This window comes from Pseudomonas agarici (genome assembly GCF_900109755.1).
GTDB classification, from domain to species: Bacteria; Pseudomonadota; Gammaproteobacteria; order Pseudomonadales; family Pseudomonadaceae; genus Aquipseudomonas; species Aquipseudomonas agarici.
This window is the reverse complement of record NZ_FOAR01000028.1, coordinates 25,685-52,398: the sequence shown is the minus strand read 5'-3', so window position 1 is coordinate 52,398 and position 26,714 is coordinate 25,685. Positions and strand designations below refer to the sequence as shown.

20 protein-coding genes and 2 pseudogenes are annotated in these 26,714 nt (G+C 60.5%); 11 read left to right on the top strand and 11 right to left on the bottom strand.

Annotation, left to right across the window (positions count from 1 at the left end; translation table 11 throughout):
* Positions 1-8 precede the first annotated feature (8 nt).
* The 6 genes from BMX68_RS21230 (at position 9) to BMX68_RS21205 (ending at position 5,262) form a co-directional block, all read left to right on the top strand.
* Positions 9-908, top strand: a complete 900-nt coding sequence (locus BMX68_RS21230) for a transporter substrate-binding domain-containing protein (RefSeq protein ID WP_017130400.1) — start codon at positions 9-11, stop codon at positions 906-908.
* 136 nt (positions 909-1,044) lie between these two features.
* On the top strand, positions 1,045-2,250 hold the full coding sequence (locus BMX68_RS21225; protein ID WP_017130401.1) for a pyridoxal phosphate-dependent aminotransferase: 1,206 nt from the start codon (positions 1,045-1,047) through the stop codon (positions 2,248-2,250).
* A 115-nt stretch (positions 2,251-2,365) separates the two neighbouring features.
* Positions 2,366-3,109, top strand: coding sequence for an amino acid ABC transporter permease (locus tag BMX68_RS21220; protein ID WP_017130402.1), 744 nt, complete (start codon positions 2,366-2,368; stop codon positions 3,107-3,109).
* Positions 3,109-3,792, top strand: a complete 684-nt coding sequence (gene gltK / locus BMX68_RS21215) for a glutamate/aspartate ABC transporter permease GltK (RefSeq protein WP_017130403.1) — start codon at positions 3,109-3,111, stop codon at positions 3,790-3,792. Before BMX68_RS21220 ends, gltK begins: the two co-directional genes overlap by 1 nt.
* Entirely contained in the window at positions 3,789-4,523 is a 735-nt protein-coding gene (locus BMX68_RS21210) for an amino acid ABC transporter ATP-binding protein (RefSeq protein ID WP_017130404.1), read from the top strand. Before gltK ends, BMX68_RS21210 begins: the two co-directional genes overlap by 4 nt.
* Before the next feature lie 31 nt (positions 4,524-4,554).
* Positions 4,555-5,262 (top strand): RraA family protein, encoded by a 708-nt coding sequence (locus tag BMX68_RS21205; protein WP_017130405.1) that lies wholly within the window; start codon positions 4,555-4,557, stop codon positions 5,260-5,262.
* A 95-nt stretch (positions 5,263-5,357) separates the two neighbouring features.
* On the opposite strand, the gene BMX68_RS21200 is transcribed toward BMX68_RS21205, so the two are convergent.
* The 4 genes from BMX68_RS21200 to BMX68_RS21185 form a co-directional block, all read right to left on the bottom strand.
* A complete protein-coding gene (locus BMX68_RS21200; protein ID WP_074862579.1) occupies positions 5,358-5,903 on the bottom strand; it encodes a hypothetical protein in 546 nt (181 codons plus the stop codon).
* Between the two features lie 1,312 nt (positions 5,904-7,215).
* A complete protein-coding gene (locus tag BMX68_RS21195; RefSeq protein ID WP_017130407.1) occupies positions 7,216-9,624 on the bottom strand; it encodes a CHASE2 domain-containing protein in 2,409 nt (802 codons plus the stop codon).
* A 35-nt stretch (positions 9,625-9,659) separates the two neighbouring features.
* Entirely contained in the window at positions 9,660-10,637 is a 978-nt protein-coding gene (locus BMX68_RS21190) for a FecR family protein (RefSeq protein ID WP_017130408.1), read from the bottom strand.
* Positions 10,638-10,939: 302 nt separating this feature from the next.
* Entirely contained in the window at positions 10,940-11,209 is a 270-nt protein-coding gene (locus tag BMX68_RS21185; protein WP_017130409.1) for a hypothetical protein, read from the bottom strand.
* 195 nt (positions 11,210-11,404) lie between these two features.
* Between BMX68_RS21185 and BMX68_RS21180 the strand changes: the two genes are divergently transcribed.
* The gene (locus tag BMX68_RS21180; RefSeq protein ID WP_017130410.1) at positions 11,405-12,124 is read left to right on the top strand and encodes a response regulator transcription factor; all 720 of its coding nucleotides are present in this window, start codon (positions 11,405-11,407) and stop codon (positions 12,122-12,124) included.
* A gap of 85 nt (positions 12,125-12,209) precedes the next feature.
* On the opposite strand, the gene BMX68_RS21175 is transcribed toward BMX68_RS21180, so the two are convergent.
* On the bottom strand, positions 12,210-13,721 hold the full coding sequence (locus tag BMX68_RS21175) for a YdgA family protein (RefSeq protein ID WP_026013012.1): 1,512 nt from the start codon (positions 13,719-13,721) through the stop codon (positions 12,210-12,212).
* Between the two features lie 366 nt (positions 13,722-14,087).
* Here BMX68_RS21175 and BMX68_RS26675 point away from each other — a divergent pair.
* The 4 genes and pseudogenes from BMX68_RS26675 (at position 14,088) to BMX68_RS21155 (ending at position 20,704) form a co-directional block, all read left to right on the top strand.
* Positions 14,088-16,736, top strand: a pseudogene (locus tag BMX68_RS26675) (type VI secretion system Vgr family protein).
* Positions 16,733-18,753 (top strand): annotated as a pseudogene (locus tag BMX68_RS21165) (T6SS effector phospholipase Tle3 domain-containing protein). The pseudogenes BMX68_RS26675 and BMX68_RS21165 overlap by 4 nt, the downstream one beginning before the upstream one ends.
* Positions 18,750-20,426: a type VI lipase adapter Tla3 domain-containing protein gene (locus BMX68_RS21160; RefSeq protein ID WP_017130415.1), complete on the top strand. Its 1,677-nt coding sequence runs from the start codon at positions 18,750-18,752 to the stop codon at positions 20,424-20,426. Before BMX68_RS21165 ends, BMX68_RS21160 begins: the two are co-directional and overlap by 4 nt.
* An 8-nt stretch (positions 20,427-20,434) precedes the next feature.
* Positions 20,435-20,704, top strand: a complete 270-nt coding sequence (locus BMX68_RS21155) for a PAAR domain-containing protein (RefSeq protein ID WP_017130416.1) — start codon at positions 20,435-20,437, stop codon at positions 20,702-20,704.
* Positions 20,705-20,748: 44 nt separating this feature from the next.
* On the opposite strand, the gene BMX68_RS21150 is transcribed toward BMX68_RS21155, so the two are convergent.
* The 6 genes from BMX68_RS21150 to BMX68_RS21125 all read right to left on the bottom strand — a co-directional run bounded on the left by BMX68_RS21150 (position 20,749) and on the right by BMX68_RS21125 (position 26,528).
* Positions 20,749-21,384 (bottom strand): NADH:ubiquinone oxidoreductase subunit 2, encoded by a 636-nt coding sequence (locus tag BMX68_RS21150; protein ID WP_017130417.1) that lies wholly within the window; start codon positions 21,382-21,384, stop codon positions 20,749-20,751.
* A gap of 102 nt (positions 21,385-21,486) precedes the next feature.
* On the bottom strand, positions 21,487-22,935 hold the full coding sequence (locus tag BMX68_RS21145; protein ID WP_017130418.1) for an efflux transporter outer membrane subunit: 1,449 nt from the start codon (positions 22,933-22,935) through the stop codon (positions 21,487-21,489).
* Positions 22,932-23,831 carry an efflux RND transporter periplasmic adaptor subunit gene (locus tag BMX68_RS21140; protein ID WP_017130419.1) on the bottom strand — a complete coding sequence of 300 codons (900 nt, stop codon included), beginning with the start codon at positions 23,829-23,831 and terminating at the stop codon, positions 22,932-22,934. Before BMX68_RS21140 ends, BMX68_RS21145 begins: the two co-directional genes overlap by 4 nt.
* Positions 23,828-24,037 (bottom strand): DUF1656 domain-containing protein, encoded by a 210-nt coding sequence (locus BMX68_RS21135; RefSeq protein ID WP_017130420.1) that lies wholly within the window; start codon positions 24,035-24,037, stop codon positions 23,828-23,830. The genes BMX68_RS21140 and BMX68_RS21135 overlap by 4 nt, the downstream gene beginning before the upstream one ends.
* Positions 24,034-26,118 carry an FUSC family protein gene (locus BMX68_RS21130; protein WP_026013014.1) on the bottom strand — a complete coding sequence of 695 codons (2,085 nt, stop codon included), beginning with the start codon at positions 26,116-26,118 and terminating at the stop codon, positions 24,034-24,036. The genes BMX68_RS21135 and BMX68_RS21130 overlap by 4 nt, the downstream gene beginning before the upstream one ends.
* Positions 26,115-26,528: a MarR family winged helix-turn-helix transcriptional regulator gene (locus BMX68_RS21125; RefSeq protein ID WP_039792164.1), complete on the bottom strand. Its 414-nt coding sequence runs from the start codon at positions 26,526-26,528 to the stop codon at positions 26,115-26,117. The genes BMX68_RS21130 and BMX68_RS21125 overlap by 4 nt, the downstream gene beginning before the upstream one ends.
* Positions 26,529-26,714 lie beyond the last annotated feature (186 nt).

The following is a 26,714-nucleotide window of genomic DNA, read 5'->3' as shown; positions in this document are numbered from 1 at the left end:
TGATCAAGATGATGCGCAATGCAATAGCCGTTTCCCTCGCCATGCTCTGTAGCTTCGGCGTCGCGGCCGAGGAAATTGGCAGTACCCTGAGCAAGATCAAGACCGATGGCGTGATGGTGTTGGGCTATCGTGAATCGTCGGTACCCTGGTCCTATATCGACAGTAACAGCAATCAGGTAGTGGGCTACGCCCGAGACATCAGCCTGCAGGTGGTGGAGGCAATCAAGAAGAAGCTCAACTTGCCGGAGTTGCAATTACGCTCGATCCCGATTAACGCGCAAAATCGTATTTCCTTGATGCAGAATGGCACTCTGGACTTGGAGTGTAACGCCACCACCAACAATGCCGAGCGACGCCGCCAGGTAGCGTTCTCCACCACCATTGCAATCACCGAAACCCAGTTGCTGACGCGCAAGGACTCGGGGATCAAATCCCTTAAAGACCTCGATGGCAAGTCCGTGGTGGTTACTGCGGGCAGCACCTCGGAGCGTTTCATGCGCCTCTATGTGCAAGAGCACAACATGAAGACCAACGTGATCAGCGCCCGGGACCATTCGCAGTCGTTCGTCATGCTGCAAACCAACCGTGCAGCGGCCTTCTTTATGGACCGTGACGTGCTCGCGGCGCTGTTGAGCAAGGCCAAGGACTCCGATCAATACGCCCTGACAGGTGAGATGCCGACCAAGGAAACCCTGGCCTGCATGATGCGCAAGGACGACCCGCAGTTTAAGGCGCTGGTCGATGCCACCATCACGCAATTGCACCTCAGTGGCGAGACCGAGCGCCTGTACCACAAATGGTTCCTCGAACCCATCGCGCCGGACGGCATAGTGCTCAACACGCCGGAGAGCGACGCGATGAAAGCGCTGTTCGCTCACCCCAGCGACAAGACCTTCGAAGACGAGTAACACCACGCTTTGCCCTGGCTAGCGACCGCGTTAGCCATCGATTCCATCCGAGCCTTGCCCGGCGCCCTGCCTTTGTCGCGCGCCATGGCTTCGCTCGGTCTGTAAAAGCCAATGGGCTGTCCCTGGAGCATGCATTATGTTGAAAATTGCCGACCGCATTAATCGAATCAAACCCTCGCCCAGCTCCATGGCTGGCCAGTACGCCCGCGAGCTGAAGGCTGCCGGTAAGGACATTCTCGGGCTGCTTTCCGGCGAGCCGGACTTCGACACCCCGGACAATATCAAGCAAGCTGCCTCCCGCGCCCTGGCCGAGGGCAAGACCAAGTACACCGACGTGGCTGGCACCCCCGAGCTGCGTGCGGCCATCACCAGCAAGTTCAAGCGCGAGAACCAGCTTGAGTACACTGCCAACGAAATCATCGTCAGCACCGGCGGCAAGCAGGTCATTTTCAACGCGCTGATGTGCACGGTGCAGGCTGGTGATGAAGTACTGATCCCGTCACCTTATTGGGTGTCCTACCCGGATATGACGCTATTGGCAGAGGGCACGCCGAAGTTCGTTGCCTGCCACGCGGAGAATGCCTTCAAGCTGCGCGCCAAAGACCTGGAGGCAAGCATCACGGAGCGTACCCGGTGGTTGATCCTCAATGCACCGAACAACCCCAGTGGCGCCCTGTACACCGAAGAGGAGATGCGTGAACTGACCGATGTGTTGCTGCGTCATCCCCACGTATGGGTGATGACTGACGATATATACGAGCATCTCGTCTATGACCAGCGCCGCTTCGTTACCCCGGCCCAGGTCGAACCCCGGCTCAAGGATCGCACCCTGACCATCAACGGGGTTTCCAAGGCCTATGCCATGACCGGTTGGCGAATCGGCTATGCCGGCGGCCCCGCGGCCCTGATCAAGGCCATGGTCAAGCTGCAGTCGCAGAGCACCTCCAACCCGTCCACCGGCGCCCAAGCCGGCGCCCTCGAAGCCCTGACAGGCCCACAGGACTTCCCCCGCGCATCGCGTATTGAGTTCCAGGCGCGGCGTGACTATGTGGTCGCGCGGCTCAATGCGATCCCCGGCATCCGTTGCCACAGTCCGGAAGGGGCCTTCTATGTGTTCCCTCGTTGCAGCGCCTTGTTCGGCTCTAAAACCCCAGCGGGCAAGGTCATTAACAATAGCGATGACTTCGTTATCTACCTGCTCGAAGAAGTTGGGTTGGCGGTGTTGCAGGGCTCGGCCTATGGTGTTGACGAGCACTTTCGCATCTCCTTCGCCACCTCCATGGAGGCCCTGCGCGAAGGCTGCGATCGCTTGGAGAAGGCTTGTTCGCGACTTATATATTGAGGGGCAGAGCCGCTTCGCCTGATATCCACTTGGGCCTGTGTTGATCCCGCCCAAAGCTCATTAGCGACAGATACGTCCGAGTCCTGTGTAGTACCCGGGCGCGCAGAGAACAGCGATGAATTATAACTGGCACTGGGGCGTTTTTTTCAATGAGGCCTGGCCCGGCCAAACCTATCTCGATTGGGTGCTTTCCGGTCTGGCGGTGACCGTATCCGTAGGCTTGCTAGCCTGGTGCATCGGCCTGCTGCTGGGGATTGTAATGGGTGTGTTACGCACCGTGCCCAATCGCTGGGTATCTGCCGTAGCGGCTGCCTATGTGGAGCTGTTTCGCAACATTCCACTGCTGGTGCAGCTGTTTATCTGGTACTTCGTGGTGCCGGAGCTGTTGCCCCTGAGTTGGGGAACGCAGATCAAGAGCATCGACCCCTTCCTGCAGCAGTTTTTTGCTGCGGTATTGTGCCTGGGTATGTACACCTCGGCGCGTATCTGTGAGCAGGTGCGCGCCGGCATCGAGTCCCTGCCTCCCGGCCAGCGTAATGCCGGCCTGGCCCTGGGCATGACGCTGCCACAAACCTATCGCTATGTGCTGTTGCCGGTGTCGTTGCGGGTGATTGTGCCGCCGCTGACCTCCGAGTGTATGACGGTGTTCAAGAACTCGGCCGTGGCCTCGATGATCGGCCTGCTGGACCTCACCGCCCAGGGCCGGCAGTTGGTGGATTACACCTCCCAGCCCTATGAGACCTTCACCATGGTCACCGTGCTTTACATCATGGTCAGCGGCTCGGCGATGCTGGTGATGCGCGCGGTCGAGAAGCGCACGCGTATTCCCTCCCACGTTCGCTCGCAGGAGCGCAGCTGATGAGCTATCAGTTCGATTTTTCGTTTCTTGTCGGCAACAACCTGAACTACCTGGCACAAGGCCTCTGGGTGTCGTTGCAGATCACCATAGTAGCCTTACTGGCTGGTTTGGTCTGGGGCACCGTACTGGCGCTGATGCGCCTGTCGAGCTCGCGCCTGATCTCTGGTTTCGCCACGTTGTATATCAACCTGTTCCGCTCGGTGCCACTGGTGATGGTGCTGCTGTGGTTTTTCCTGGTGGTGCCACAACTGCTACAGAGCGTATTGGGCCTGTCGCCCTCCACCGACGTGAGGATGATCTCGGCGCTCGTGGCCTTCTCGCTGTTCGAGGCGGCTTACTACGCGGAAATCATTCGTTCGGGCATCCAAAGCGTCTCCAAGGGCCAATTGGCTGCGGCCTACGCGTTGGGCATGACCCATCGCCAAGCGATGCAGCTGGTGATACTGCCCCAGGCGTTTCGCAATATGGTGCCGATGCTGCTGACCCAGGCCATTGTGCTGTTTCAAGACACGGCCCTGGTGTATGTCAGCGCCCTGTCGGACTTCTTCGGTACCGCTTACAGCATTGGCGAGCGTGGTGGACGCATCGTCGAAGCGCTGCTATTGGCCGGCGCGGTGTATTTCGTCTTGTGCTTCTGCGCCTCGCTATTGGTTAAATTTTGCCGCAAGAGAACCGCGCTATGATCGAATTAACAAATATCAGCAAATGGTACGGCCCCTTTCAGGTGCTCAAGGATTGTTCCACTCGCGTCAATAAGGGCGAGGTGGTGGTCGTCTGCGGGCCTTCAGGTTCCGGCAAGTCAACCCTGATCAAGTGCGTCAACGGCCTGGAGGCGTTCCAGCAGGGCGATATCCTGGTCGACGGCACCTCGGTGGCGAAAACCGGCTCGGACCTGCCCAAGCTACGGGCACGCGTGGGCATGGTGTTTCAGAACTTCGAGTTGTTCCCTCATCTGAGCGTGCGTGACAACCTGTCTCTGGCGCAAATCAAGGTGCTCGGCCGTTCTCGCGACGAGGCCATGGAGCATGGCCTGGCCTATCTCGACCGTGTTGGGCTGCGCGCTCACGCCGAGAAATTCCCTGGGCAACTGTCCGGTGGCCAGCAGCAGCGCGTGGCCATTGCCAGGGCGCTATCCATGGACCCGATCTGCATGCTGTTCGATGAGCCCACCTCGGCCCTGGACCCGGAAATGGTCAACGAGGTGCTGGATGTAATGGTCGGTCTCGCCAAGGAAGGCATGACCATGATGTGCGTCACCCACGAAATGGGGTTCGCCCGCCAGGTCGCCGACCGTGTGGTGTTTATGGACGCCGGCAGCATCATCGAGGACTGCGAGACGGAAACCTTCTTCGGCGATATCGATACGCGCTGTGAACGCGCCCGGCATTTTCTTTCCCGCATTCTGCCCCACTAGTGGCCTATTTGAATAAGTAGCCGGAGATCTCATGAACGATAACAACGTAACCAGCAATGACTGGCCCGCCGGCTGGCGAATCAACCCACGGCCCGAGTCGTTGAGCCCTGAGCTGGTGGCCGCTTTTGGCGAGATGCCCGTTGCGGCGGTGGGCGATGCCATGAGCCGCAATGTCGGCGCCATGGGCCTGAACCGCTATCACGGGCAGATCGATACCCTGATGTGCGGCCCAGCGCTGACCGTGCGCGTGCGCCCAGGTGACAACCTGATGATCCACAAGGCCCTGATGATGGCCAAGCCCGGCGACGTACTGGTAGTCGATGGCGGCGGCGATCTGAGCCAGGCGCTGGTCGGCGGCTTGATTCGCACCACCTGCGTGACCCGCCGTCTGGCCGGTTTGGTGATTAACGGGGCAATCCGCGACCTCGCGGAGTGGGCCGAGCCAGGCATGCCGATCTTCGCCAAGGGCCACACCCATCGTGGCCCGAGCAAGGACGGTCCGGGGGAGGTCAATGTGGTGATTTCCTGCGCCGGCTTGGTGGTCAATCCCGGCGACCTGATTATTGGCGATGCCGACGGCGTGATCGCCGTACCGGCCGCCGAAGCCGAGTCAGTGTTGCAGCGCACCCGTGCGCACTTGGCCAAGGAAGAGGCGATCCGCGTGGTCAATCAGTCGGACAACCCCGACACCGAGCGGTTTGACTCTATTCTGCGCGGTAAAGGCCTGCCCATTCCGTGACGTCGGCAGCAACGCCCCACGATTGCGGGGCGTTGCTGCTCAGATCTGGCCGCACCCAATGAGCATAGCCGCCGGACCGCCCCAAGTGGAACCAGTCAGTGCCGCAAAACGGCTGTACGCTCGTCGATAGGGTCAAGAAAGCCAGGGATGCTCACCGCCAGCAATGGCAACAGCGTGGGCAGCAGCAATGTGTGGTGGAAGGCACCAAAGAGAATACTTGAGCGGTATAGCTTGTTGCTGAAAATACCCCGGGTGGGTTGCTCCAGATCCGGCCCCAGGATAGCGGCAGCGATGACATAGACGACACCCAACAACATGATCAACTCAAGGTAGCTGTCCTTGTAGTTGGCTATCCTGAAAAACCCGAGAAAGCTCACGCGTAGCGAAAACCGACAGAACAGCGCGCCCCAGGCAAGCATGAGCGCCAGCAGCAGCAGATCCTTTTCGTAAATCCAGGCGGTTTTCTTCAGGTAGTCCAGTTGTCCCTGGGCAATGAAGTAGCCTTCTGCCCGTGCGATGACTGGCAGCCAGCGATGCAGGTCGCTGCCAAGGATGATATCACTGTAGAAAATGCCAAGGCTGCTCAACCACGACACAACCAAATAGGTACCCCACCCGTACACAAGCGCTTTCACCGCCATTTTCCGAATCCCTTGTGTTGTGATTGTCAATCACCCGCATAGCTCCTGACCGACAGCGATTGCGCTGCATCAAACCTCGCCAGCAAAGCACATTTTTAATTTATGGTAACAATAATCATTATTTATAGAGCGCCAGCATTTTGGCATAACCGCACGTTTTTGGCTGCTGATTCCTTCTTCTGATATGGCTTACCCTTTCAGGGGATTGGGTCTGGATCGACCGGCATCTGCGTGCCGACGATGGGAAAAGGCGGCTAGCTGCTCCGGGAAGGCCGCCTGCTGGCGGGCAGGGTTGGTGGTTGTGCGCGAAATGTATCTGCGCTCACTCATGCGGCGTTGAAAGCTGGCTCGTCATGCTCAATGACCAGTCCTCAACCGCGCTTGCTCGCCTGCTTTCGCCTGGCCGGCCTTCGCTTGCAAATACTTCCAACAGTCTCTACGAAGCAACGAAATTATGTGCCGGCGTACAAATTGTCCGAATAAGCTTTGAGCGAATGTAAGAAAAGCAAATAACATAATTAGCAAAACAGTCTAAAGATCCGACCACTGGAAATCATCACCTATCAAAACAACCGCCAAAACTCACAACCGTATAGCAAAACCGTATAACCCACTGTCAACATTGACAGTAGACAACACCCACTTGTCTTTTAAAATATTATCTAGCTGATGAATTCCATGAGTCACTTCTGCTTTTTCATTGATCAGCTATTTAAAAACACCCAATGGAGAAACATCATGACTGTCTCGGCACCTGTATTTACCTATCCCCCAGACCGCTCACCAGGCATGGGCCCTACTCCGACGATTTTTGGAACTGGGACCCCGAATAGTACGGTCACTATCTATGAAACCAATACATGGAATGCGCTGGGCTCTACCATAGTAGGGGCTGATGGAGCATGGGCCATCGGAGTTACTGTTCCAAAACAAAACCCTGGAGCATTCAATGCGTTCGGTGCCCAGGCGACCTTTCAAGGTGAGACATCCGGTTGGGCCACTGATTTGACCCTGTACGTCTAAAACAGAGCGGCTTTATTAACTGGTTGTACTTCTCATCATGCACCAGAAGTCTGATTTATCTTTTTTCCAGGTAAATCAGACTTCCAATAAAGCAATAAGCATTGTTCTCCAGGACAAACAAAGCCAGTGATTACCTCACCATCGAGCCACGGTAATCAGTCGCACTTGCACAGACAAATGGCTTGTCAAATGGCTGATCAAACATAATCGTTGTAATATCATTTGAGAAACCGCATCGTACTTTCCTGGATCGGCGTATTCGGACGGATACTCGATATGTCGCGATAAGTCATCGATGTTTGCGCACGTCATTGTTATATCTTCCAGTGACCGCGTGATCCTGTCGAGTTTCGCCTTTCGTCTCAGCAACCTCTCCAGGATTTTGATCGGCAGCATCAACCCAAAGCGGCAGGCAAAGCGTGAAGGTTGTCCCCCGGCCTTCGAGGCTGTCACAACGAATGCAACCGTCATGTCGGTCGATCACCGCCTTGACCATCGCCATTCCCAGGCCCAACCCTTCGGTGTCGTGAGCCGAGGTAAAGCGTCTGTAGGGGTCGAAGATGCACGGCAACTCGACGGCGCTGATACCTGAGCCCTGATCGCTGATACTGCAGGCCAACTGATTGTCCGTCACCTTCAGGTCGAGGCTGACGAACGTGCCGGAAGGGCTGTACTTGATGGCGTTTTCAAGCAGGTTGAACAGCGCTCTGGTGAGCAGCGCGGCATCGGCGCACACCAGACTTTCATCGGCCTCGCCGAGCTGATGACGCAGTTCGATACCCTTGAGCTGCGCCAACGGCGCCACCTGGTCGAAGGCATCCAGGACCAACATGGCGAACAGCACCGGCTGGAACCGATAGGCTTCCGACTCGGCTTTGGCCAGGTGCACGAAGGCCTCGGTCAGGCCCAGGGCCCGGCGGACCTGTTGTTCAATCTGTCGATGCAGCGGCGTATCGCAGTGCTGCTCGCGCTGCACATCCAACAGCGCCAGGATCGCCGAATGCGGCGCACGAAGGTCATGGGACAGAAAGCGCAGCAGCGCCGCCCGCTGCTGCTCGGCCTCGCGCTCCAAGGTCAGGTCCGCCAGACTGAACAGCCAGCCGATAGCGACTTCATCTTGCGCCGACCGCAGCGGCGCAAGGTCCAGGTGCAGGGTACGTTGGCGGCTGTCACGAAACTCCTGGCTGACCAGCGCGGACAATACCGGGCTCTCTGGCCCGTTCATGCCGGGGAAGCCGAGACGCGCCAGCACATCGATCCAATCCTCGCCGACCAACGCCGACCCCAGCAGCTTGCGGGCGCTGCGGTTGGCCAGGAGCACCTGGCCGCGGATGTCGCTGATCAGTGTTGCGACAGGTAGGCATTCCAGGCCATCGGCGATGAATCGGCGGGTATCGCGGGTGCGCCCGAGGGCCTGCTCCAGCGCAGCGATGCGGCCTTGCAAGACATCGCCCTTGGGCATGCTCGACCGGTGGCGTTCAGGCAAGATCACCGGCTCCTCATTCAGGCGGGCCAGCTCCCAGCCGAAGTAGGCCAGCACCGCACTCAGGCGCCGCCAGTTCCAGATCAGATACGCCAGCAGAAAACCGCTCAAACTCGCTGCCGGCGACCACCACAAGCCAAGGCGCAACAGGCCCCAGGCACCTGCCAGCACCGTGACCATGCAGGCCAGCGTCAGCCACAACGCATGACGCGCACATAACAATAGACCGCCCAACAGCAGCGCCACCGCCGACACGGACAACAGCAGGCTCGACAGCGCTGTCAGTTCGACAATGCTGCGCTGCTGCAACAGGCCATTGAGCAGGTTGGCCTGAATCTCCACCCCAGCGGTGGTTCCGGCCTGCTCGGAGACCGGTGTGACATAACGATCCCCCAGGCCCGGCGCGGTGGCGCCCACCAGGATCAGCCGGTCACGCAACAACTGCGGTGGTACCTCACCGCGCAACACACTGATATAGGGCACGCTGGGGAAGCTGCCGGCAGCGCCGACAAAGGGCAGCAGGATTTCATTCTGGCGCTGCCAGCCGTGGGCTTCGACGGGCCCCGCGACACCCGGCATCGATTGCCGCTCGCCCACCGGCAGCGCCATCTGATAAGCCAGCCAGGCCAACTGCCCACGAGGTTGCCCGACCGGCCCTTCGCGCAGGAAAACCCCACGCACTACACCATCGCTATCCGCCTCGACGTTGATATGACCAACGGCCCGAGCACAGCGCCGTAACGGTTCGATCGGCCCGATTTCCCGCAACTGCGTGGCAAATCGCGGCACGCCTTCGCGCAACAGCGGCAAGACCACGTTACCGGCGCCACACAACGCCTTTGCCAGGCGTTCGTCGCCCTCGCCGGAACGCTCCGGCTCATCGAAGATGACATCGAACAGCACACCCAGGGGAGGCGCCTCGGCCAGGCGATCCAGCAATTTTGCATGCACCTCGCGAGGCCAAGGCCAGCGGCCCAGCGCCTCCAGACTGCGGTCATCGATGGTGACCAGCAGGATCCGTGGATCGACCGCAAGTACATTCAACCGGCTCAGACGATCATAGAGAAAATGGCTGAACGCCAGGTTCCGACTCAGGGAAAGCACAGCAGTCAGCGACAGCAACAGCAATCCCACCACCAGCCATTCGCGCAGCAGACCGCGAAACAGCCGCTGTGCCTGCGTCGGGTCGCGTCCCTCGATCCGCCAGAATCTCATGGATACGAGACGCTCATGAAGGTGCAACACCGCGACTATTGCGCATCAAACGTCCTGGGCCAGTAGTAGATATCGTAGACCCCAGTCTGGCCCTCAAGTCCCTGTTCGTCGAATGCTGATAATCGTACATGGTAGAACGCCGCCCGCAAGCCGCTGAAGCGGATCTGCGGCGTGCTGGAGAAGCGTTCCTGCTTGATATTGAGGAAGCCGACATCAGTCGCGACCTGGGCCCGGTAGCGACGGGCGCCCTCCAGCGGCTGGAGAAACAGTTGCCAGACCGGTGTGTCGCCACGCTGGCCGTCCTGCCCGACCAAGCGCGGCGCCGGTAGCAGATCGCTGGGTTTCAGCTCGCCGCTGTTGCGGATCTTCAGGCCCTGCCGGGCATTCACCGATACCGTCGCCTCAGCAACCGGCAGCCTCTTCGAGCCGGCCTTGCCCGGCAACTTCGACGCGGAGATACGATTAACCGCCACCCGCCCGTCCAGCACTTCGACCAGCACCTCGCCGTCTTGGTTACGGGTGCGGAAATGGGTGCCACGCACACCGAGGACACCCACCGGGGTTTGGATCCGAAAGCGGTCGTGATCACTGGCCCGTTTGATCACATAGGACTCGACCTGGCCCTGCTCAAGAATCACCTGCGGCACCGCCAGCACTTCATCCAGCTGCAAGCGCACCTGGGAGCTGGACGGCAGGACAATCCGCGAGCCGTCCCCCAGCCCAAGGCTGACAAAGGCATCGGGTGCCGTTCGCACCGCCTCCTGCTCATCCACGCCCATGCCCTCTTCCAGGCGACTCTCCTGCCCTTTGGCGTCGAGCTTCCAGGCCTCGCCGGCCAGATGCAGGACGACAGCCGGAAACGGCTGCGGACGGCATTGTTGTTCACGATCGAGATAGGGCGCGCGGGACACGGGGGCCGCCGTCGACATGCCCGAACAGAGCAGGCCGATAACGGTGCTGATCAGCCACGGCGCCGTGGTTCGAAGCAGGGAGAAGGAGGGAAGCTCGGTCATGGGCTCGGTCGCTCGGACAAAGAGCAAGGATAAGGACTACGGCACAGAGCCAGCTTTCTCAATCATGCCACAGCGCTGCGCAACCAACGGCTCGCACTGTATGTCTTGATATGAAAGGAGTGCAAAAAAAATGGTCAAGGAAAGGCATCCCAACCTTCCCTTGACAACGATTCGTGTGGATCCGAATCGCTACCCATCCATGGGTCGGACTTGCTCCAATTGCCCCTGTGCTACGGAGCTTACTGTAGAGGCAAATCCATCAATGGCGGACAATCTGTCAGAATTGTTCAGAATTGCCCGATTCAGAAAATCCAGCGTTGCTGCTTGTGCTCCGTCGCCTGCTCCTTGATCCACCGCGACAGCTCGGGGCGGCAGGAACCTGGCCATTCAGAGGGTGTGGACAGCTCGCTGGCCGCGAGCATGGACAAGCGCACGGAGACAATCGTCACCTCACGTGGGGTCGAATAGAACATTCCGATGGCAAAGCCGAGTCCCAGGCATACCGTCAGCCCGGCGATCACTGCCAAGATAGCCCAGGGTTGCAAGCGAGTGACGTGAAGGGGAATACTCATTGTTCCTTCTCCTTGTACCAGCGAACCGGTACCCTGCAACCAGGCAACTTGAGCCTCGGACAACAGGAACCGGCAATTTGACATCAGCCTAACCGGCCAGTACCGAAGCTTGCGGGATTCGCCAGAATTGTTCAGATTTCGCTGGCGGCGATCCTGCAGAATCGAGCTCATCAGACAAGGGGAAAGGACTAGGTCATGCGTGTCGCCATACTCGATGACGAACCCGCCGAATTGCGCCGGCTCGAACAGACCCTGAGGCAAATGTCCCAGGCAGGCGAGCCGCCTTGGGCCGTGCACAGCTTCGAGCGCGGCGAAGACCTGTTGCGACAGTTACGCCGCGAAACCTTCGACCTGCTGATCCTCGACTGGCAGTTACCGGACCTCAGCGGCCTGGCGCTCCTGCGCTGGACCCGCGAGCATATGCAGGTGCCGCCGCCGGCCATCATGCTCACCAGTCGCGACGCCGAGAACGATATTGTCCTGGCCCTGAGCAGCGGTGCCGACGACTACGTCAGCAAGCCGTTTCGCGCCAATGAGCTCAAGGCGCGGATCAACGCGGTGCTGCGGCGCCACGGCGTGCAGCGTCATGCCGCCGACCAAACCGTGACCTTCAATGACCTGAGCTTCGACGATGGCGAACTGCTCGTTAGCCGCGGCGGCCAGCCGATCAACCTGACAGAACGCGAATACCGCCTGGCCCGCTGCCTGTTCGCCAACCTGGGCCGGCCACTATCGCGCGAGTACCTCTACGAGCGCTTCTGGCCCCACGAGGAAGTGCTTTCCTCGCGCCCCCTCGATACCCATATCTATCGCCTGCGCAATAAGCTCGGGCTGACCGCCGAGCGCGGCTGGCAATTGCAGACCGTCTACGGTTATGGCTATCGCCTGGAAAGTGTCCTGTCAGAGACCAAGTAAGGCCGCGTCGCTTCCAGGGAGCAGACAGCAAAACGCCCGAGCGGCTCGCTGTGGCGAATCGCTCGGGCGTCGACGAAGAACGGTCTTACTCGGCGGCTTCGGCACCGCTCAGACCACCAATTTTAGACATCATCAGCACGATAAAATTTTCCACCGGCATCTTCTGCCCGTTGAAATCCACCTGGCCCGCGGCGTAGTGCAGCTTGGAGACGATATCCGTGCCTTCGAGGGTCGCCATCTCAGTGGACACCGCCAGGGTGCCGGCCATCTCGCTGGTGATCGAGGCTTGCTGGGCGATAACCTTCGGATCGGTCTGGCCATCGACCTGCGCCTGCACGCTGGCAAGATCGGCGATCATTGGTTTGGACAGCGACAACTTGGCCTCCAGTTGCGCGATCAGTTGCTTGCCCAACTCCAGCGGCGGCAAGCGAGTGGACGACGGATTGGTCAGGTCCAACAGCAGGTTGAAACGGCTTTCGCCATTGGCGGTCTTGAACGACAGGTTTTCCACGGCGATCTGCGGCTTGCCAGCCAGAAGTTGCTTGATGTCGGCCTGGGCCTTGAGTTGCTGTTCAGCGGTCAGTTCCGGCATCGCCGGTGTTTCTCGGCCCTGCGCCGCAGCCTGCTGCATGGCCTGCAATTGGGCCTGGTAGGTCTGGGTCAGAGACCTTACCGCGGGAATATCAAGGTTCTTCGCGGCCAGGCTCATTTGCGCGCTGCCCACCGATTTGCCGTTGTAACCGATATCGCCGATGGTGTAGGCCAGGTGTCCGGCGAGAATGTTGCCGGTGGCGTCCAGGGCGTCCTTCTGCTCGAAGTCCTTGATCGTCACCACCGCCGGTTTCACCCCGTAGGTCACCTTGGCGTTGCTCAGTTCCAGGGTGTTGCCCCCCAGGTAGAAACCGAAATCGCTCCTGGCCAGGTCGCTGACCAGGGTCAGACCGCCCAACTCGACCGATACCGGACCATCCTCCGCGGATTGGCCGGCAATCTTCAGGCTGTCCATGTAGCCGTTGAGCTTGAGTTTCGCCCCACGGTCGCTGCCGCTCAGGTTCAGGTTCAGCCCGGAAAACTTCACCGAGCTCCCGGCATCCGGCGCGAAGTCCAATGGGATCAGTTCAACGTTGCCGTCGATCGAGTGGTTGTAGCCCAGCGCGACCACGCCCTTGAGCGGCGCGGCGCCGTTGGCGGCGTCGAACCACCTGGCGGTGACGTCGTTCTTCTCCAGCGCGTAGTTGCTGTTGACCAGGACCGGTGCCAGCTTCAATGCCTTAAGGCGCGACCACGGCAATGGCCCGTGCTCGATATGGTCGACGAACAGCAGTTCGACATCGCGGTTTTCTTCACTGAGCTGCAAGTTCTGCAGCTTGACCCGGTAATGCGCGGTGCTGGTGAACAGGTTGCGATCCAACGAAACCAGCTCAATGCTGGCATTGCCGCCGCCACTGCTCAGGGCGGTCTTCAATTGAGCGTTAGCCTCCTCGATCGAGGTCTTCAACACCCCTTCCAACTGATTACCGGTGTACCAAGCGCCAGTGGTGCTCAAGGCACCCACCACCACGACAAGCCCTAACAGTACACCTGCTGATTTATTCATGAGTTGACCCGATCAATGTCCGTTGTGTTGAAAATGCGGGTCTTCCCTGAACCCTTGGTCGGATTCGGCTCGACGGCGCCCGAAGGGGCGAAGAGTAGCATTTGCGCGAAGACGGACGCACCTGTTCAGGCTTTTGCGTGGTGCTGCAAGGCGCAAACCCACAGAGCAGCGTCTACGGCACATCCGGGCCACCCGCGAATTCGCCACTCGCCTGCCGCCCTTAAGCCCGCAAGCAACAAGGACATATCCCACGAGCCTTGAGTCCTTGTCCGATACGCTCGACGCATCAGGTCATGCTCTGATCTGCGCTCTTCGTTTACAAAAAACGCTCGGCTTTCTTATCTCATTACCTGTCGGGAGGCTTCCATGCAAAAGGATTTTGCGCGTCAGTGTTCTGCCCAGCACAAACGCCTGATCAAGCTCACGGTTGACGTCGAACTCCGCAGCGAACTGCTCGTCGAGAGTTTCACCGGCACTGAAGCCATTTGCGAGCCTTTCAGTTTCGAGCTGTCGCTGCTGAGCCAGGATAACCACCTGGAACTCAAGACTTTGATCGGTCGGCCCGCGCTGCTGGAAATCGAGTTGTTCGACGGTGATCGGCGCTTGATTCACGGACATATCAGCCGCTTCGCCCACGTGGACCACGACGCGGGCGCCGCCCGCTACTCGGCGACGCTGAGCTCTTGGCTATGGATGCTTGGCCAGCGCAAAGACTCGCGGATCTTCCAGGAACAGACAGTTATCGATGTCGCTCGCCTGGTCTTCGATCATTACACCTGGATGGCCCGTTATCGAATCGACGTTGGCAACCCGCCGCAATCCCATAGTTACCTGACCCAGTTCAACGAAACCGACGAGCAATTCATTCGCCGGTTGTTCGAGGAGGAAGGTTGGCTGTTCTTTTTCGAGCACAGTGCCGAAGGTCACACCCTGGTGATCACCGATGACAGCAGTTACTTCAAGCCATTGGCGCAGCAACCGAGCATTGGCTTTCAGCCGCCGTCGGGGCCAAACACCCGCGATCATGTGACGCACTGGTGTGCCGAACGACAGTTGCAAGCGGCGGCGGTCACGCTTTGCAGCTTCGATTACAAGCGACCTGGGTACGGTGATTGCGTCATGACTGTGCCTACCGGAATCCGCCAAGGCCAGGTGCCCGTCTACGAACGCTACGAGTTCACCGGCTACTACAGCCACAAGGGCTATGACAGCGTCAGGCCGCTGGCGCGAAGACACGCGCAGGCCTTGAAAGCCCAGGGCAAGACCTTTCGGGGTGCCAGCAATTGCCGGGCGCTGGTGCCGGGGTACAGCTTCCGGCTCACCGGCCACCGCCGACATGATTACGAGCCGCCGGGACGGCAACAGGAGTACTCACCCGAAGACTACCCCTTCGACCGTCGCGACTTCCTGCTGTTGAGCGTGCAACATGTGGCCCACAACGACTACCTTCCAGGGCAGCAAGCGAACTACAGCAACACCTTCACCTGTATTCGCCGGAAGATCGCCTATCGCCCCGAATGCAAGATACCGCGCCCGCGCATTGGCGGCCCATTGATCGCGATTGTCGTCGGCCCTGAAGGCGTGGAGGAGGTTCACACCGACGAGTTGGCACGGGTCAAGGTCCGTTTTCACTGGCAACGGGAGCAGGACGCGCAGGTTCCAGACTACGAACGCCACGCCCGGGACACTACCTGGGTGCGAGTGGCCCAGCCCAGTGCGGGGGCCGGTTTCGGTCATCAGTTCCTGCCGCGCATCGGCCAGGAAGTGCTGGTGAGTTTCCTCGGTGGGGACATTTGCCGTCCGGTGATCACAGGGGTGTTGTACAACGCCCGGTAGACGCCGCCCCACTTCAGCAATGTCCAACGCCTTCCGGGCAGCCGCCTGCTGTCGGGGATCAAGAGCCGTGAACAGGCCGGGCGCGGCTATAACGAATTGCTGTTCGACGATACCAGCGGCTCACTGCGGGCACATCTTGTCAGCACGCACCAGGCTTCTGCCCTGAACCTGGGACGCCTGGTTCACCCGGCGCAGGGGAGCTGCAGCCCACCCAAGGGCCAGGGCGCCGAGTTGCGTACCGACGCAGCCATTGCCCTGCGCGCAGCCCAAGGCTTGCTGCTGACCACCCAGGCGGGGCATCGGGCGCAAAACGATCAACTGGAACGCGAAGCCTTGCTCGACCTGTTGAGCCAATGCGCCGAGCTGTTCCGGTCCCTGGGCCGCAGTGCCAGCGAGCGCGGCGCCCCGGCCATCGACTACGCCGAACTGGAAGGTTTGCGCAATGCCCTGGATCGCTGGCCGGCAGCCGATAGCCAGGCCCAGGGTGAACCGTTGCTGGCCATGACCGGGGAGGCAGGCATCGTCAGCGCCACGCCTGCGTCACAGGTGCATTACGCCGGGAAGAACCACGACACCACCGCCCAGGATCATCTGCACCTGAGCAGCGGCGGTGCCACGCGGATGCAGGCTGGGCGGGGGATTTCGGTCTTCGCCCAGGACGACGGCATCAGCGCCATCGCCCAGCGCGGCAAAGTGCGTGTGCAAGCGCAGGACGACGACATTCTTTTCAATGCCCAAAAGAGCTTCCACGTGTCCGCTGGCGAAGGCGAGGTGCTGATCAGCGCACCGACGATCCGCCTGGTGGCCGACGATGGTAGCTACATCAGGATCGGCGGCGGCGTGGAGATCGGTACCTCGGGCAAGGCCATCGTCCATGCCAGTGACCACGACTGGCTGGAGCCGAAAACCCAAAGCACCGAAAAAATGACCTTTGCCGGCAGCTCGGCGGACCAGCGCCTGGTGTTTCACTACCCCGGCCATCAAGACTTGTGCCCGCGACCGGCGGCTGAGCAGCCCTACGCGATCGAACTGGACGACGGCAGCTCATTGAAAGGCCTGACCGATGCCGCCGGACGCACCCCGGTCGTCGAGCGCGAGGCCATGCGCAAAGCCGCCTTCAGCGCACGTCGCGAGGTTCCGCCCCAAAGCGCAGGACAGTCGAAAGGAGACGACTCATGACGGCTTCCGACCCTTATGTCATTGCGCAAAAAACACCCGCCTGAGGCCCAATCGCGCCGCCGACGGCAAACTGGAGATTCCCGGCGACATGCCCGGCGTGGTGATTTTCCTGCACGGGGTCAACGATCCCGGTGCTGCCTACCAGGCCGTGGAAAGCGGCTTGTGCCAGGGATTGAACGAGCGGCTGGATCGGCCGGATTTATGGCCGGGAGTGTATGGCGCCGACTATACAAGGGCAAAGTCCACGCCGCCGGAAAAATGGTTGAATCGAGAACGGGATGTGCTGGACGACCCTGACACCTACCTTTACCAACGTAGCGTCGATCAAGCCCGGACCCGTAGCTTTTTCATTCCGTTCTATTGGGGTTATCGCGCCGCGCCGGATGAAATCAAACGTGATGAAAACGGCGATCCGGCCACTTATCGCACCCAGTTCCAAGACATCTTCGGTAATCGGCTCGACCGGCATTTCGCCAAGGGCGGCGGTTTCTTTGCCAATGCCACCAATAATCTGGCCGATATGTATGTGCAAGGGTTCGCCGATTGGTATCGGGCAGTGCCCCAGGCGTTCCTGCCCAACACGCTCTATATGGGCCAGGCGCCCCATCGCCGCTATTTCGTGCTGGCCGCGCATCGGCTGGCCATGCTGGTCCGGGAAATCCGCAGGGTCTCGCCCGACGACACCATCACCATCATGGGCCATAGCCAGGGCACGCTGATTACCCTGCTGGCCCAGGCGCTGTTGGTCGATCGCGGTGAGCGCTGTGCCGACTGCGCGATCATGGTCGCCTCGCCCTACTCGGTGTTGCCGGCAAGCACACCCAAGGATTCCCAGACCCTGCAGACCCTGCTCGACATCGTTCAGAAGGTTACGCAAAGCCCCCACCCACAACCGCCGCTCGACGCGCTCGTGTGTGGGCGACCGGGCTATGGCGGCCGAACCGGCCCGAAGTGGTCAGCCGAACAAGGTCAACGGCTGGGGACCGACCAACAGACACAGGTGTTCCCCGAGCGGGACAATCGCGGCAAGGTCTATCTGTATTTCAGCCACGACGACACCACGGTGGCGCTACGGGACATGGGCACCTTTGGCGTGCCGGATACCTTGCCGGATGGCACCCCGGCGATGAACCACCTGAAAGAGCGGCGCTTCTTCCAGCGTTTGTGGAGCAAACGCCGGCGCGATGGACAACCGATTCTGCTGGGGACCGCGCCGGGGCCACTGGCTTTGCGAGGCCAGGATGAGCGCCGTAGCGCAGGGCACAATTGGGGGGTGTCGGTCCTCACTCAAGCCGGCATGGATGAAGGCGAAAAGCGCCTGATCAATGGCGAGGCGTTGTTTCCGCCTTATGCGCCACAGATGTTCGGCGCAGAGGCGCGGGTGGGCACGCCGGACGTTCCCGGCAAGGACCGCCCGGATGCCGTTTCACAGCACAATGGGCTGGGCAATATCGAAGCGCGATTCAAATGGGTCGAAATCGGCACCAGCCCTCAACGCGTCAATCTCGACGTCGTGCGCGCCCAGTGGAACCAGGGCCGCGAACCGGATAACCAGACCCAGGCCGTGCGCCAGACGCCAGTCTCGGGCAACCCCATGCTCAATCGCGAGGATCACTACCGTATCGAGCGCGAGGAAACCGCCAATGAAGTGCGCGCACGGATGCACGTCGATGAATCGGAGTGGGATGACAACAGCTACCACTCGGCAGTGTTGCGCAGCCCGGAAAACCACCGCTGGGTCACGGCCATGGACGTGGCATTGGGACAGGCGCATTGCCTGGACGATCCGGTGATGCGGGAGGTGTTGGTGGCGATTGCGGATTGGAGAATGGATGAAAAACGCTGGGACAAACTCAACGAATTGCCTGGCTGGCAGCGACTAAGCACCAGTTCAAGGGATTTGGTACGTGCCAATTACCTGTATTACGACAAAGGTAAGTTCCCTCCCGTCGAGTTGGTGCCATTGACTCCACCCCCCCTGGTCAGGAATCCGTACAACAAAGGAACGGGGCCATGACCGATCCCGTGCAAATCAAACCCGGCAGACGCCCCCAGCTCAAACCGTATTTCCAGGTGGGTTATTTCCTGCTGTTGATCTGGCTCCTTTCAACCGGCGGGTATTTGGAACTGCAAAGCGGAGTGGTCGACATGAACGTCAAGGCTGCCCTTTTTTTGAAAAGTTCGTTGGCAGGGCTTGGGGTAATTTTCGTTGGGATGACGCTGGTCTATGCCGTGGTTTGGGTAGGCAAGACCACCGTTGCCGAACACGACGAACGGCAAGCGCTGCTCGATGCGGCCCGACAAACTCAGGAGAAAGTCGAGGATCCACAGACCTTCACCCTGGAGATTCGCGGAGCAGGGTTGGCGGTGGAGGGTTGGCAGCAGTCGAATATCTGGCGGCTGATTCAGGAAAAGAACGACAACTTTGTCTCGATCTACTCGCAAAACCCCGAGGACTATCCGGACAACGCCCATAGTCGAACTATTACTGCCAAGATCAATGTACGCGCGGCCTCCCGACATTCCGCCGGAGAGGCGGTGGCCTATTGGCCGATACCGACATTTGCATTGGGCCCCCCGAAACAACCGGAAGATACGGGAGCGGCCACTAATATTCTCGGCGCACGAAACGGGGCAACCTTGGGGGTAACGTTATTCCTTTGGCAAGACGCAGATAACACGACTCACGCGCAAACCATGATCGAGCGGCTATTCAGCTTTTTTGATGAAAATCAGCAAGTACCACAAGCGCTGATTATAAGCCGCGATGGTGATGTCACCCGCAGTGGTTACCGGGTTGCTGGCACGCCGGGTGTGCCCAATGGACATTACGTCCCCACGATCTTCGAAAGCATGACCGGCTTGCTGGTCAGTCGCACGGATCGAGTCGACCGCTATATCCGCCCTTATGCACTCGATGAAAAAGCCAATAACCAGGACAAATCCAGCAGCCTGGGCATGCTGTGGGCCTTCTACTGGCAACAATCCTATGCGTTCCCAGCAGTCTACAAGAAAGCGAAGCAAGCCGAAGGTATCGAACATTCTTATTCCCCTGGCACCATGTCCACCGCCTACTGGCAGGCCCAACTGCCGGTCCTGCAGTACAAACTCGGCAATCAATACGGTCCGGGTGGCCGCTTCCAGGCTTCGTCCTGGCTGCCGATCCGCTGGACCAAGGGCCAATTGAAAGAATTCGACACTGCGCCGATGCTCGGTTATCTGCACCGCCCGATCAAGGTCCCGATGACCGATACAAACGGCCAATTGCTCAAGCCCGCCCTTCAGGCCCTGGCGTTGCAAGCCGGCTGGGAGCGCGCCTTGGCCACCCTGCCCGAAGGTGAAAAACCGGTTCGGGTGTTCTATGACAGTACCGACAATATTGATGGCGTCATCGCCCTGCATGTGGCGCTGAGCCACTTGAACCTCGACGGCACGGGCCTGGCCCCGAGCAATGTCAACGAGGGCTACGACATCGGTCGGCGTCTGGGCAATACCGGCGTCAGCAGCGCACTGGTACAGATCAACCTCGCCACCATCGCCAGCTACCACAGCGGCGGCATCAGCGCAGTGGTCTATTCCGGTAGCGACGCCAGCGCGACCATCCAGATGGTGCGTCCTCCCGACGAAACCAGCAAAGCCCGCAATACGCAATGGCGCGGTAAGGATCCCTTCAAATATGGTGCTCCATGAGGTGATAAATGACCCATCCTGTCTGCCTGGGCGATAGCCTCAACAACGGCGGCAACGTCATCCAATGCCAATTGGCTGCTACTCACCGGATCAATGGCAGGCCAATCGCGGTCGTTGGTGATCAAGCCTGTTGCGAGTTGCACCAGGGCACCTTTGCCTTTGTCGAAGGCCACCCCAAACGGCGCATGAACAATAAGAAGGTGGTCATGGAGGGCCATCGCCTGGCCTGCGGTTGCCATGCCCTGGCCGGTAGCGGCAAACAGATAAGGGTCGAGTGATCCCCCCGGCGAACGGCCAGCACTTATGAGCACAACCCAGCGACTCACGAATACTGCGACTCCATCTCGTCCAGTTGATGGTCGAAGGTCTTCAACCGCGCCGTCCAGGTGTAGACCAGCACCTCGAAATCACGGTTGATCACCACGCCGTCCGGTGAGTCGTTGCGCGGGTCGCACACGTCCAGTTGATAACGCTCGCGGGCCATGGCAATGGCCACGTCCGCCAGCTCACGGGCATCGCTCAGCCAATGGCGCTCCTCGTGGGCCACCTCGTGATCAAGTTTCAGGCATTGGCTCTTGAGGGTTTCGAGACTTTTTTCCAGGGGCGTGCCGGTCAGCTCGCCCATGACCTCCTGGAAGGTCCGGCCCGGTTGCCAGTAACTGCCCCAGAAATAGCGGTCGAACACGGTTTCGACTCGGCGCAGGGCAACCTTGGTGTCCCAGACCAGGACCAGGGTCTTGCTCTGGACCAACTGACGCTTTTTTACCTGCTGGCTCTGATAGCTGGCCCAGGCCACCACCACAATGGACATCACGGCAATCAGGGCGCTGGCGCTGTCGAGGAAGATCAGTGCCTTGTCGATCTGGTGAGCAAGCATCACGCCGTAGAAATACGTGGCCGAAAGCAACACCAGGGCCACCACCGCACACCAAAAACCGGGAGCATAAGGGTTTTTCATTATTAGAATCCCCATCAAGCCACGCCGACCGACCCTGCGAGGATTCACCCGAAACCCCGAACCAACGACGGCCAGCCGATAGTTCAGAGCATAGCAACGGACTCAGGGTTTTGCGTGCTGCGCAGGTGGCGTTCGTCCGCTTTCCCAACCACCGCCCAGCGCCAGGAACAGATCGATCTGACCCATCGCCACCTGGGTGTTGGCCGACGCCAGTTGAGCACGCACATCGGTGTAGGTACGGGTGGCTTGCAGGTCGGCGAGGAACGAGGCGCGACCGGCCTTGAAGAAGCGATGCGTCTGGTCCGCCGCGAGCGCGGCCGACTGCTCGGCATCGGCCAGGGCGTCGCGGCGAGCGAGCTGCGCGGTGTACTGGGCAAGGCTGGTCTGGGTCTCGCGGATGGCATTGAGCACCACGCCGTCGAAATGCGCCAGAACACCCTGGGTGGTGGCCTCGGCCTCACGGATTCGCGCCCGCGCACCGTTGGTCGGCACGGTCCAACTGATCGCCGGGCCAAAGCCCCAGCGATTGGTCGACGGGTCGCCCAGATCCTCTAGCAGCCCCACGGTGCCGATGGTCGCACCGATGCTGACATTCGGGTACAGCTCGCCGGTGGCGACGCCGATGCTCGCGGTGGCCGCCGCCAGCCGACGTTCGGCCTGGCGGATATCCGGACGGCGCTTGAGCAGCTCGGCGCCATCGCCCACCGGTAGCAACTGGGCGATATGCGGCAGCGCAGCGCAATCGGCCACCCCAGCGGGCAGTTGATCCAACGGCTGGCCCAGCAACATCGACAACCGGTACAACCCACTCTGGCGCAACGCCGTATAGCGCGGCAACTCGGCGCGCAAGGATTTGAATTGGGTCTGGGAGCGCGTGACTTGGGTTTCGTCGCCACGTCCGGCGTCGCGCAGGCGCTTGGTTAACTCGGTGCTCTGGGCTTGCAGGTCGAGGGATCGCTGGGCAATCTCGCGCTCCTCGTTGGCCGCGCAGATCTGCGTGTAGGAGCGCACCACATCCGCCACCAGAGTGATCCGGGCGACATCGGCCGCCGCCTGGGTCGCATCGGCATTGGCCTTGGCCGCCTCGATACCGCGTTGCAAGGTACCCCACAGATCGAACTGATAGGACGCGGAAAACGCGATATCGGCGATGTTCGCCACGGGCACCTTTTCCGTCAGCAGGAAGGCTTGGCCGGACTCCTGCAAACGCTGCGCCCCCGCCTTCGCCCCGGCACTGAAACCGCCAGCGGCTTCGGCCTCTTCGACCTGGGCACGGGCGCGCGACAGGCTCGCCGCCGCTACACGCAGGTCGGTGTTGGATGCCAGTGCCTGGCGCACCAACTCATCCAGGCGCGGGTCCTGGTACAGCCGCCACCAGTCCATCGGTACGGGCGCCGAAACGACATTGTCGCCACTGCCGGCAATCTCGCCTTGCAGGTCCTTGCGCAGCAGAGCCGAATCGCCCGGCAGATGATAATCCGGACCGACCATGGAACAGGCCGACAGCAGCAGGCCCAGGCCGAGCGCGGTGACTTTCACCGGCGCGGTCATTTCACGGCCTCTTTTTTCGCTGCGTCCTTGGCGTCATCAATGATTGAAACGGTCGCCGTGCGCCCGGCGATCATACGGAAGTCCTCCGGCACATCCACAAAGGCGATCCGCACGGGAATCCGCTGGGCCAGGCGCACCCAACTGAAAGCCGGATTGACGTTGGGCAACAGATTCGAGCCGCTGCTGCGGTCACGGTCCTCGATCCCGGCGACAATGCTTTCGACACGACCGCGCAGGCGGGCGTTGTCGCCGATCACCCGGATATCCACGCTCTGGCCGACATGGATACCCTCCAGCTTGGTTTCCTCGAAATAACCGTCGATATGGAACGACCCGCTGTCCACCACCGACAGCACCGGGCGGCCCGCCGTGACGAACTCCTGCTCACGCGGTGCGCGGTCGTTGACATAGCCGTCCACCGGGCTGCGGATCACCGAACGTTCGAGGTTCAGTTGCGCGGCATCCACCGCCACCTGGGCTTCGGCCAGGGCTGACTCAGCACGGGCGACCTTCGACTGGCTTTCCTCCAGTTGCTCACCCGCCACCAGATTGCCCAGGCCACGGTTGCGCTTGTTTTCGCGCTGGGCCTGGGCCAGGGTTTCCCGGCGATCGGCGACAGCGGCCTGGGCCTGGCGCAGCGCCAGCTTGAAGCGATCCTGGTCAATGCTGAACAGCACCTGCCCACGCACCACCGGCTGGTTGTCGCGCACCTGCACCTGTTGGATCAGTCCGGACACGTCCGGGGCGATTTGCACGATATCGGCACGGATATGGCCGTCCCGGGTCCAGGGCGCAAACATGTAGTACATCACCATGCGCCAGACCACGAGGCAGGCGAAGATCACCACCAACAAGGTCAGGACCACACGGCCAATGGTCAAGATAGGTTTTTTCATATCATCAGGTATCGACTGAGCGAATCCACAACGCCCAGTAGCAAAGCGTAGAGACCGACGTTGAACAATGCCCGGTGCCAGACCAGGCGATAGAAATGTAAATGCGTCAACACCCCGTGCACCACCAGGTACAACGCGTAGGTAATCGCCATCAGCACCAGCAACGTGGGCAGGAACACCCCGCTGATATCCACGTCACCGATCATAGAGGCACTCCATTGATGCCATACGGCACGCTTTCGGGCGGCTCGCCGTTGTCGACGAACTCGACTCCCGGCAACAGCGCCAGGCGCAGGCCACTCAAGGCGTGCAGCAGGTGCAGGCGAGTCTCGCCATCGTCCAGGCCTTGGGAACTAAGGGCTCGGCGCGTGCGGTCCAGGGTCATCAGCAAGGGAGCCGGGGCCGGCAGCCGTTCGCGGGCCGTGAGGCAGGCACGAAAGTACGCGCCGACCTCTTCCACCACTTGCCTGAGCAGCCCATTGGCCACGCCCAGTACACGCGGGGTATAGGCCAACAGGTCGAGCAGATTCAGCGCCACCCGCAATTCGCGCAGTGCCGAACCGGTGTCCTGGCCGGTCATGGCCAGGCGCGGCAAGTGCTGCATCAGCCGATCGAGCATCTGCGCGCCCATGTGTCGGTGCTCGGCCAGGGTCGCAGGCTCAGTCAGCCGGACGATATCGCGCCAACTGAAACGGGTCAGGCGCTTGGCCGCCAGCTCGGCACCGAAGGGCCGCGCCACCAGCGTCCAGATAAAGGCGAACAGTAGCCCCAACGGCCCGGCCAGATTGGCGTTGGTGAAATTCAGGAAGTCCGCGTCATAGGCTCCCGAGATGCTGATAAAGGATGAGGTGTTGACGATGGTCAGCAAGGTGCCAAGGTAGAAACGCGGCTGCACGGTGAGGGTGCCGATGCAGATAAACGGCACGGCAAACGCCAGCACCAGCATCGGGAAATCGTGCAGGTTGGGCAGCACGACGAAAAGGTAAAGGCTGGCCAGGAGCACCGCCATCGCGGTCCAGAAAAAGAACCGATAGATCTGCGGCGCCGGGTCGTCCATCGCCGCGAAAAAGCTGCAGGCGACCGCCGCGAGGATTACCCCGCTGGCGCCGTCGGTCCAGCCGAGCAGGATCCACAGCGCCGAGGCGACAATGATTGCCAGGACCGTGGAGCCGACCGAATACAGCATCAGACCACGATCCAGAAACGGTGTCAGGCGACTCAGGCGCCAGTGACGGTAGACCGCGCGCCAGTTGTCCTGGCTTTCGCACTGGATGGCATATTGCAGGCTGCGCAGGTCCTGCCACAGATCGATCCACTCCCCAAGGCGATAGAGGGCGTTGGAGAACAACAACTGGCGTCGCTCATCCAGCTCGACCGGACTCGGTTGCAGGCTTTCGACCTGTGCCCGCAGGGCCTGCCAGCGCTCGACCGACGCTTCCCGTGCGGTGTTTTCCAGCCATTGGCGGGTGGCAACGAGTAACGGCTCGAAGCGCGTCACCAGTTCCGGTGTGCGCCGCGCCATGGCATACAGGGCGTCGTCCAGGGCGTCGACCACCGGCAGCAGGTGAATCATCCGCCCACGCAACTCCTGGGTGTTGCGCACGGTCTGGGGCCGGGCACCCTCGTGAGGTAACTGGCCGATCATCAGTTCGAAGCTATTGAAGGTCGCCACCATGGCCGAACGCAGGCCGCTGATTTCATCGGCCCGCACATCGCGTGCGAGGAATCGCAGACTGTAGGTCGAAGCATCGCCGAACCAATTGGCCACCGCTTCGATAAACACCGGGGCCAGGCGCCGGGGCCAGAACATGCTGCCGACCACCGCGGCGACGACGATGCCGAGAAAAATTTCCTCGGTCCGCGACACAGCGATATCGAACACGTTCAGCGGATTGTCCACCACTGGCAGGGCAATCATCGGCATGGTGTAGCCGGCCAGCATCAACGCATAGCTATTGGCGGTGCGCAGGTGCAGCGAGAGAAACAGCAGGATGCCAGTCCACAGCGCGACCGCCACCACCAGCAAAAACGGCGTCTGCACCAACAACGGCACCAACAGCACTGCTGCCGAGGCACCGAGGAATGTGCCGACCGCCCGGTACAGCGCCTTGGAGCTGGTGGGGCCGACAAAGGGGCTGGAAACGATGTACACGGTCGCCATCGCCCAATAGGGGCGCGGCAGCTCCATCAACAGGGCGATATACAGCGCGATCATCGAAGCTGCGAAGGTACGCACACCGTAAAACCAGTCGCGGGCGGGCGGCATGCCTGTCCAGAAACCGTTCAAGAGCCGACCGCTCCCGATACTCGCCCGGCGGCCTCAAAGGCCCGGATCACCCGCAGTGCCGCTTCCAGGTCGGCGGGCGCGATGCCGTCCAGTACCTGGCGACGCAAGCGCACCAATTGGCTTTCGATGGCATGGAACAGGCCATGGCCGGTCTCAGTCAGACTCAGGGTCTTGGCCCGGCGATCACTGGCGTCTTCGGTGCGCTGCACATAGCCGGCATTGCACAACTGATCGAGCAGGCGTACCAGCGACGGGCTTTCCATCCCGGCCACCTGGGCCACCGTGACCTGCCGTACCCCCGGTCCCATGCGCCCGATGATCAACAACGGCATGGCGCAGGCTTCGGAGATGCCATAGTTGGCCAGCGTGGCCTGGCAAGCCCGCCGCCAATGACGCGAGGCCAGCACCATGCCCGTGCTGATGTTCTGCTGGAGCTGTTCGAGAGGCTTGGACACGAGAGAATTCACATAATGTTAGTTTGCTAACTATTAATATTGCGTATCGATAGAGATTTCGTCAAGTTTTGAAACAATCTGCTACTGTCCATTCGCTCAAGCGCAGAGGGGCCCTGGCCGTCAGCTTGAGCCTAGCTCTTG

What these genes read in the sequence shown, in the direction of transcription:
- BMX68_RS21205 (WP_017130405.1), top strand. Translation starts at nt 4,555, where the DNA reads ATGAACGATAACAACGTAACCAGCAATGACTGGCCCGCCGGCTGGCGA.
- BMX68_RS21175 (WP_026013012.1), bottom strand. Translation starts at nt 13,721, where the DNA reads ATGAATAAATCAGCAGGTGTACTGTTAGGGCTTGTCGTGGTGGTGGGT.
- BMX68_RS21160 (WP_017130415.1), top strand. Translation starts at nt 18,750, where the DNA reads ATGACCGATCCCGTGCAAATCAAACCCGGCAGACGCCCCCAGCTCAAA.
- BMX68_RS21210 (WP_017130404.1), top strand. Translation starts at nt 3,789, where the DNA reads ATGATCGAATTAACAAATATCAGCAAATGGTACGGCCCCTTTCAGGTG.
- BMX68_RS21180 (WP_017130410.1), top strand. Translation starts at nt 11,405, where the DNA reads ATGCGTGTCGCCATACTCGATGACGAACCCGCCGAATTGCGCCGGCTC.
- BMX68_RS21220 (WP_017130402.1), top strand. Translation starts at nt 2,366, where the DNA reads ATGAATTATAACTGGCACTGGGGCGTTTTTTTCAATGAGGCCTGGCCC.
- BMX68_RS21155 (WP_017130416.1), top strand. Translation starts at nt 20,435, where the DNA reads ATGACCCATCCTGTCTGCCTGGGCGATAGCCTCAACAACGGCGGCAAC.
- BMX68_RS21225 (WP_017130401.1), top strand. Translation starts at nt 1,045, where the DNA reads ATGTTGAAAATTGCCGACCGCATTAATCGAATCAAACCCTCGCCCAGC.
- BMX68_RS21195 (WP_017130407.1), bottom strand. Translation starts at nt 9,624, where the DNA reads ATGAGATTCTGGCGGATCGAGGGACGCGACCCGACGCAGGCACAGCGG.
- BMX68_RS21200 (WP_074862579.1), bottom strand. Translation starts at nt 5,903, where the DNA reads ATGGCGGTGAAAGCGCTTGTGTACGGGTGGGGTACCTATTTGGTTGTG.
- BMX68_RS21150 (WP_017130417.1), bottom strand. Translation starts at nt 21,384, where the DNA reads ATGAAAAACCCTTATGCTCCCGGTTTTTGGTGTGCGGTGGTGGCCCTG.
- BMX68_RS21190 (WP_017130408.1), bottom strand. Translation starts at nt 10,637, where the DNA reads ATGACCGAGCTTCCCTCCTTCTCCCTGCTTCGAACCACGGCGCCGTGG.
- BMX68_RS21185 (WP_017130409.1), bottom strand. Translation starts at nt 11,209, where the DNA reads ATGAGTATTCCCCTTCACGTCACTCGCTTGCAACCCTGGGCTATCTTG.
- BMX68_RS21140 (WP_017130419.1), bottom strand. Translation starts at nt 23,831, where the DNA reads ATGAAAAAACCTATCTTGACCATTGGCCGTGTGGTCCTGACCTTGTTG.
- BMX68_RS21145 (WP_017130418.1), bottom strand. Translation starts at nt 22,935, where the DNA reads ATGACCGCGCCGGTGAAAGTCACCGCGCTCGGCCTGGGCCTGCTGCTG.
- gltK (WP_017130403.1), top strand. Translation starts at nt 3,109, where the DNA reads ATGAGCTATCAGTTCGATTTTTCGTTTCTTGTCGGCAACAACCTGAAC.
- BMX68_RS21135 (WP_017130420.1), bottom strand. Translation starts at nt 24,037, where the DNA reads ATGATCGGTGACGTGGATATCAGCGGGGTGTTCCTGCCCACGTTGCTG.
- BMX68_RS21230 (WP_017130400.1), top strand. Translation starts at nt 9, where the DNA reads ATGATGCGCAATGCAATAGCCGTTTCCCTCGCCATGCTCTGTAGCTTC.
- BMX68_RS21125 (WP_039792164.1), bottom strand. Translation starts at nt 26,528, where the DNA reads ATGGTGCTGGCCTCGCGTCATTGGCGGCGGGCTTGCCAGGCCACGCTG.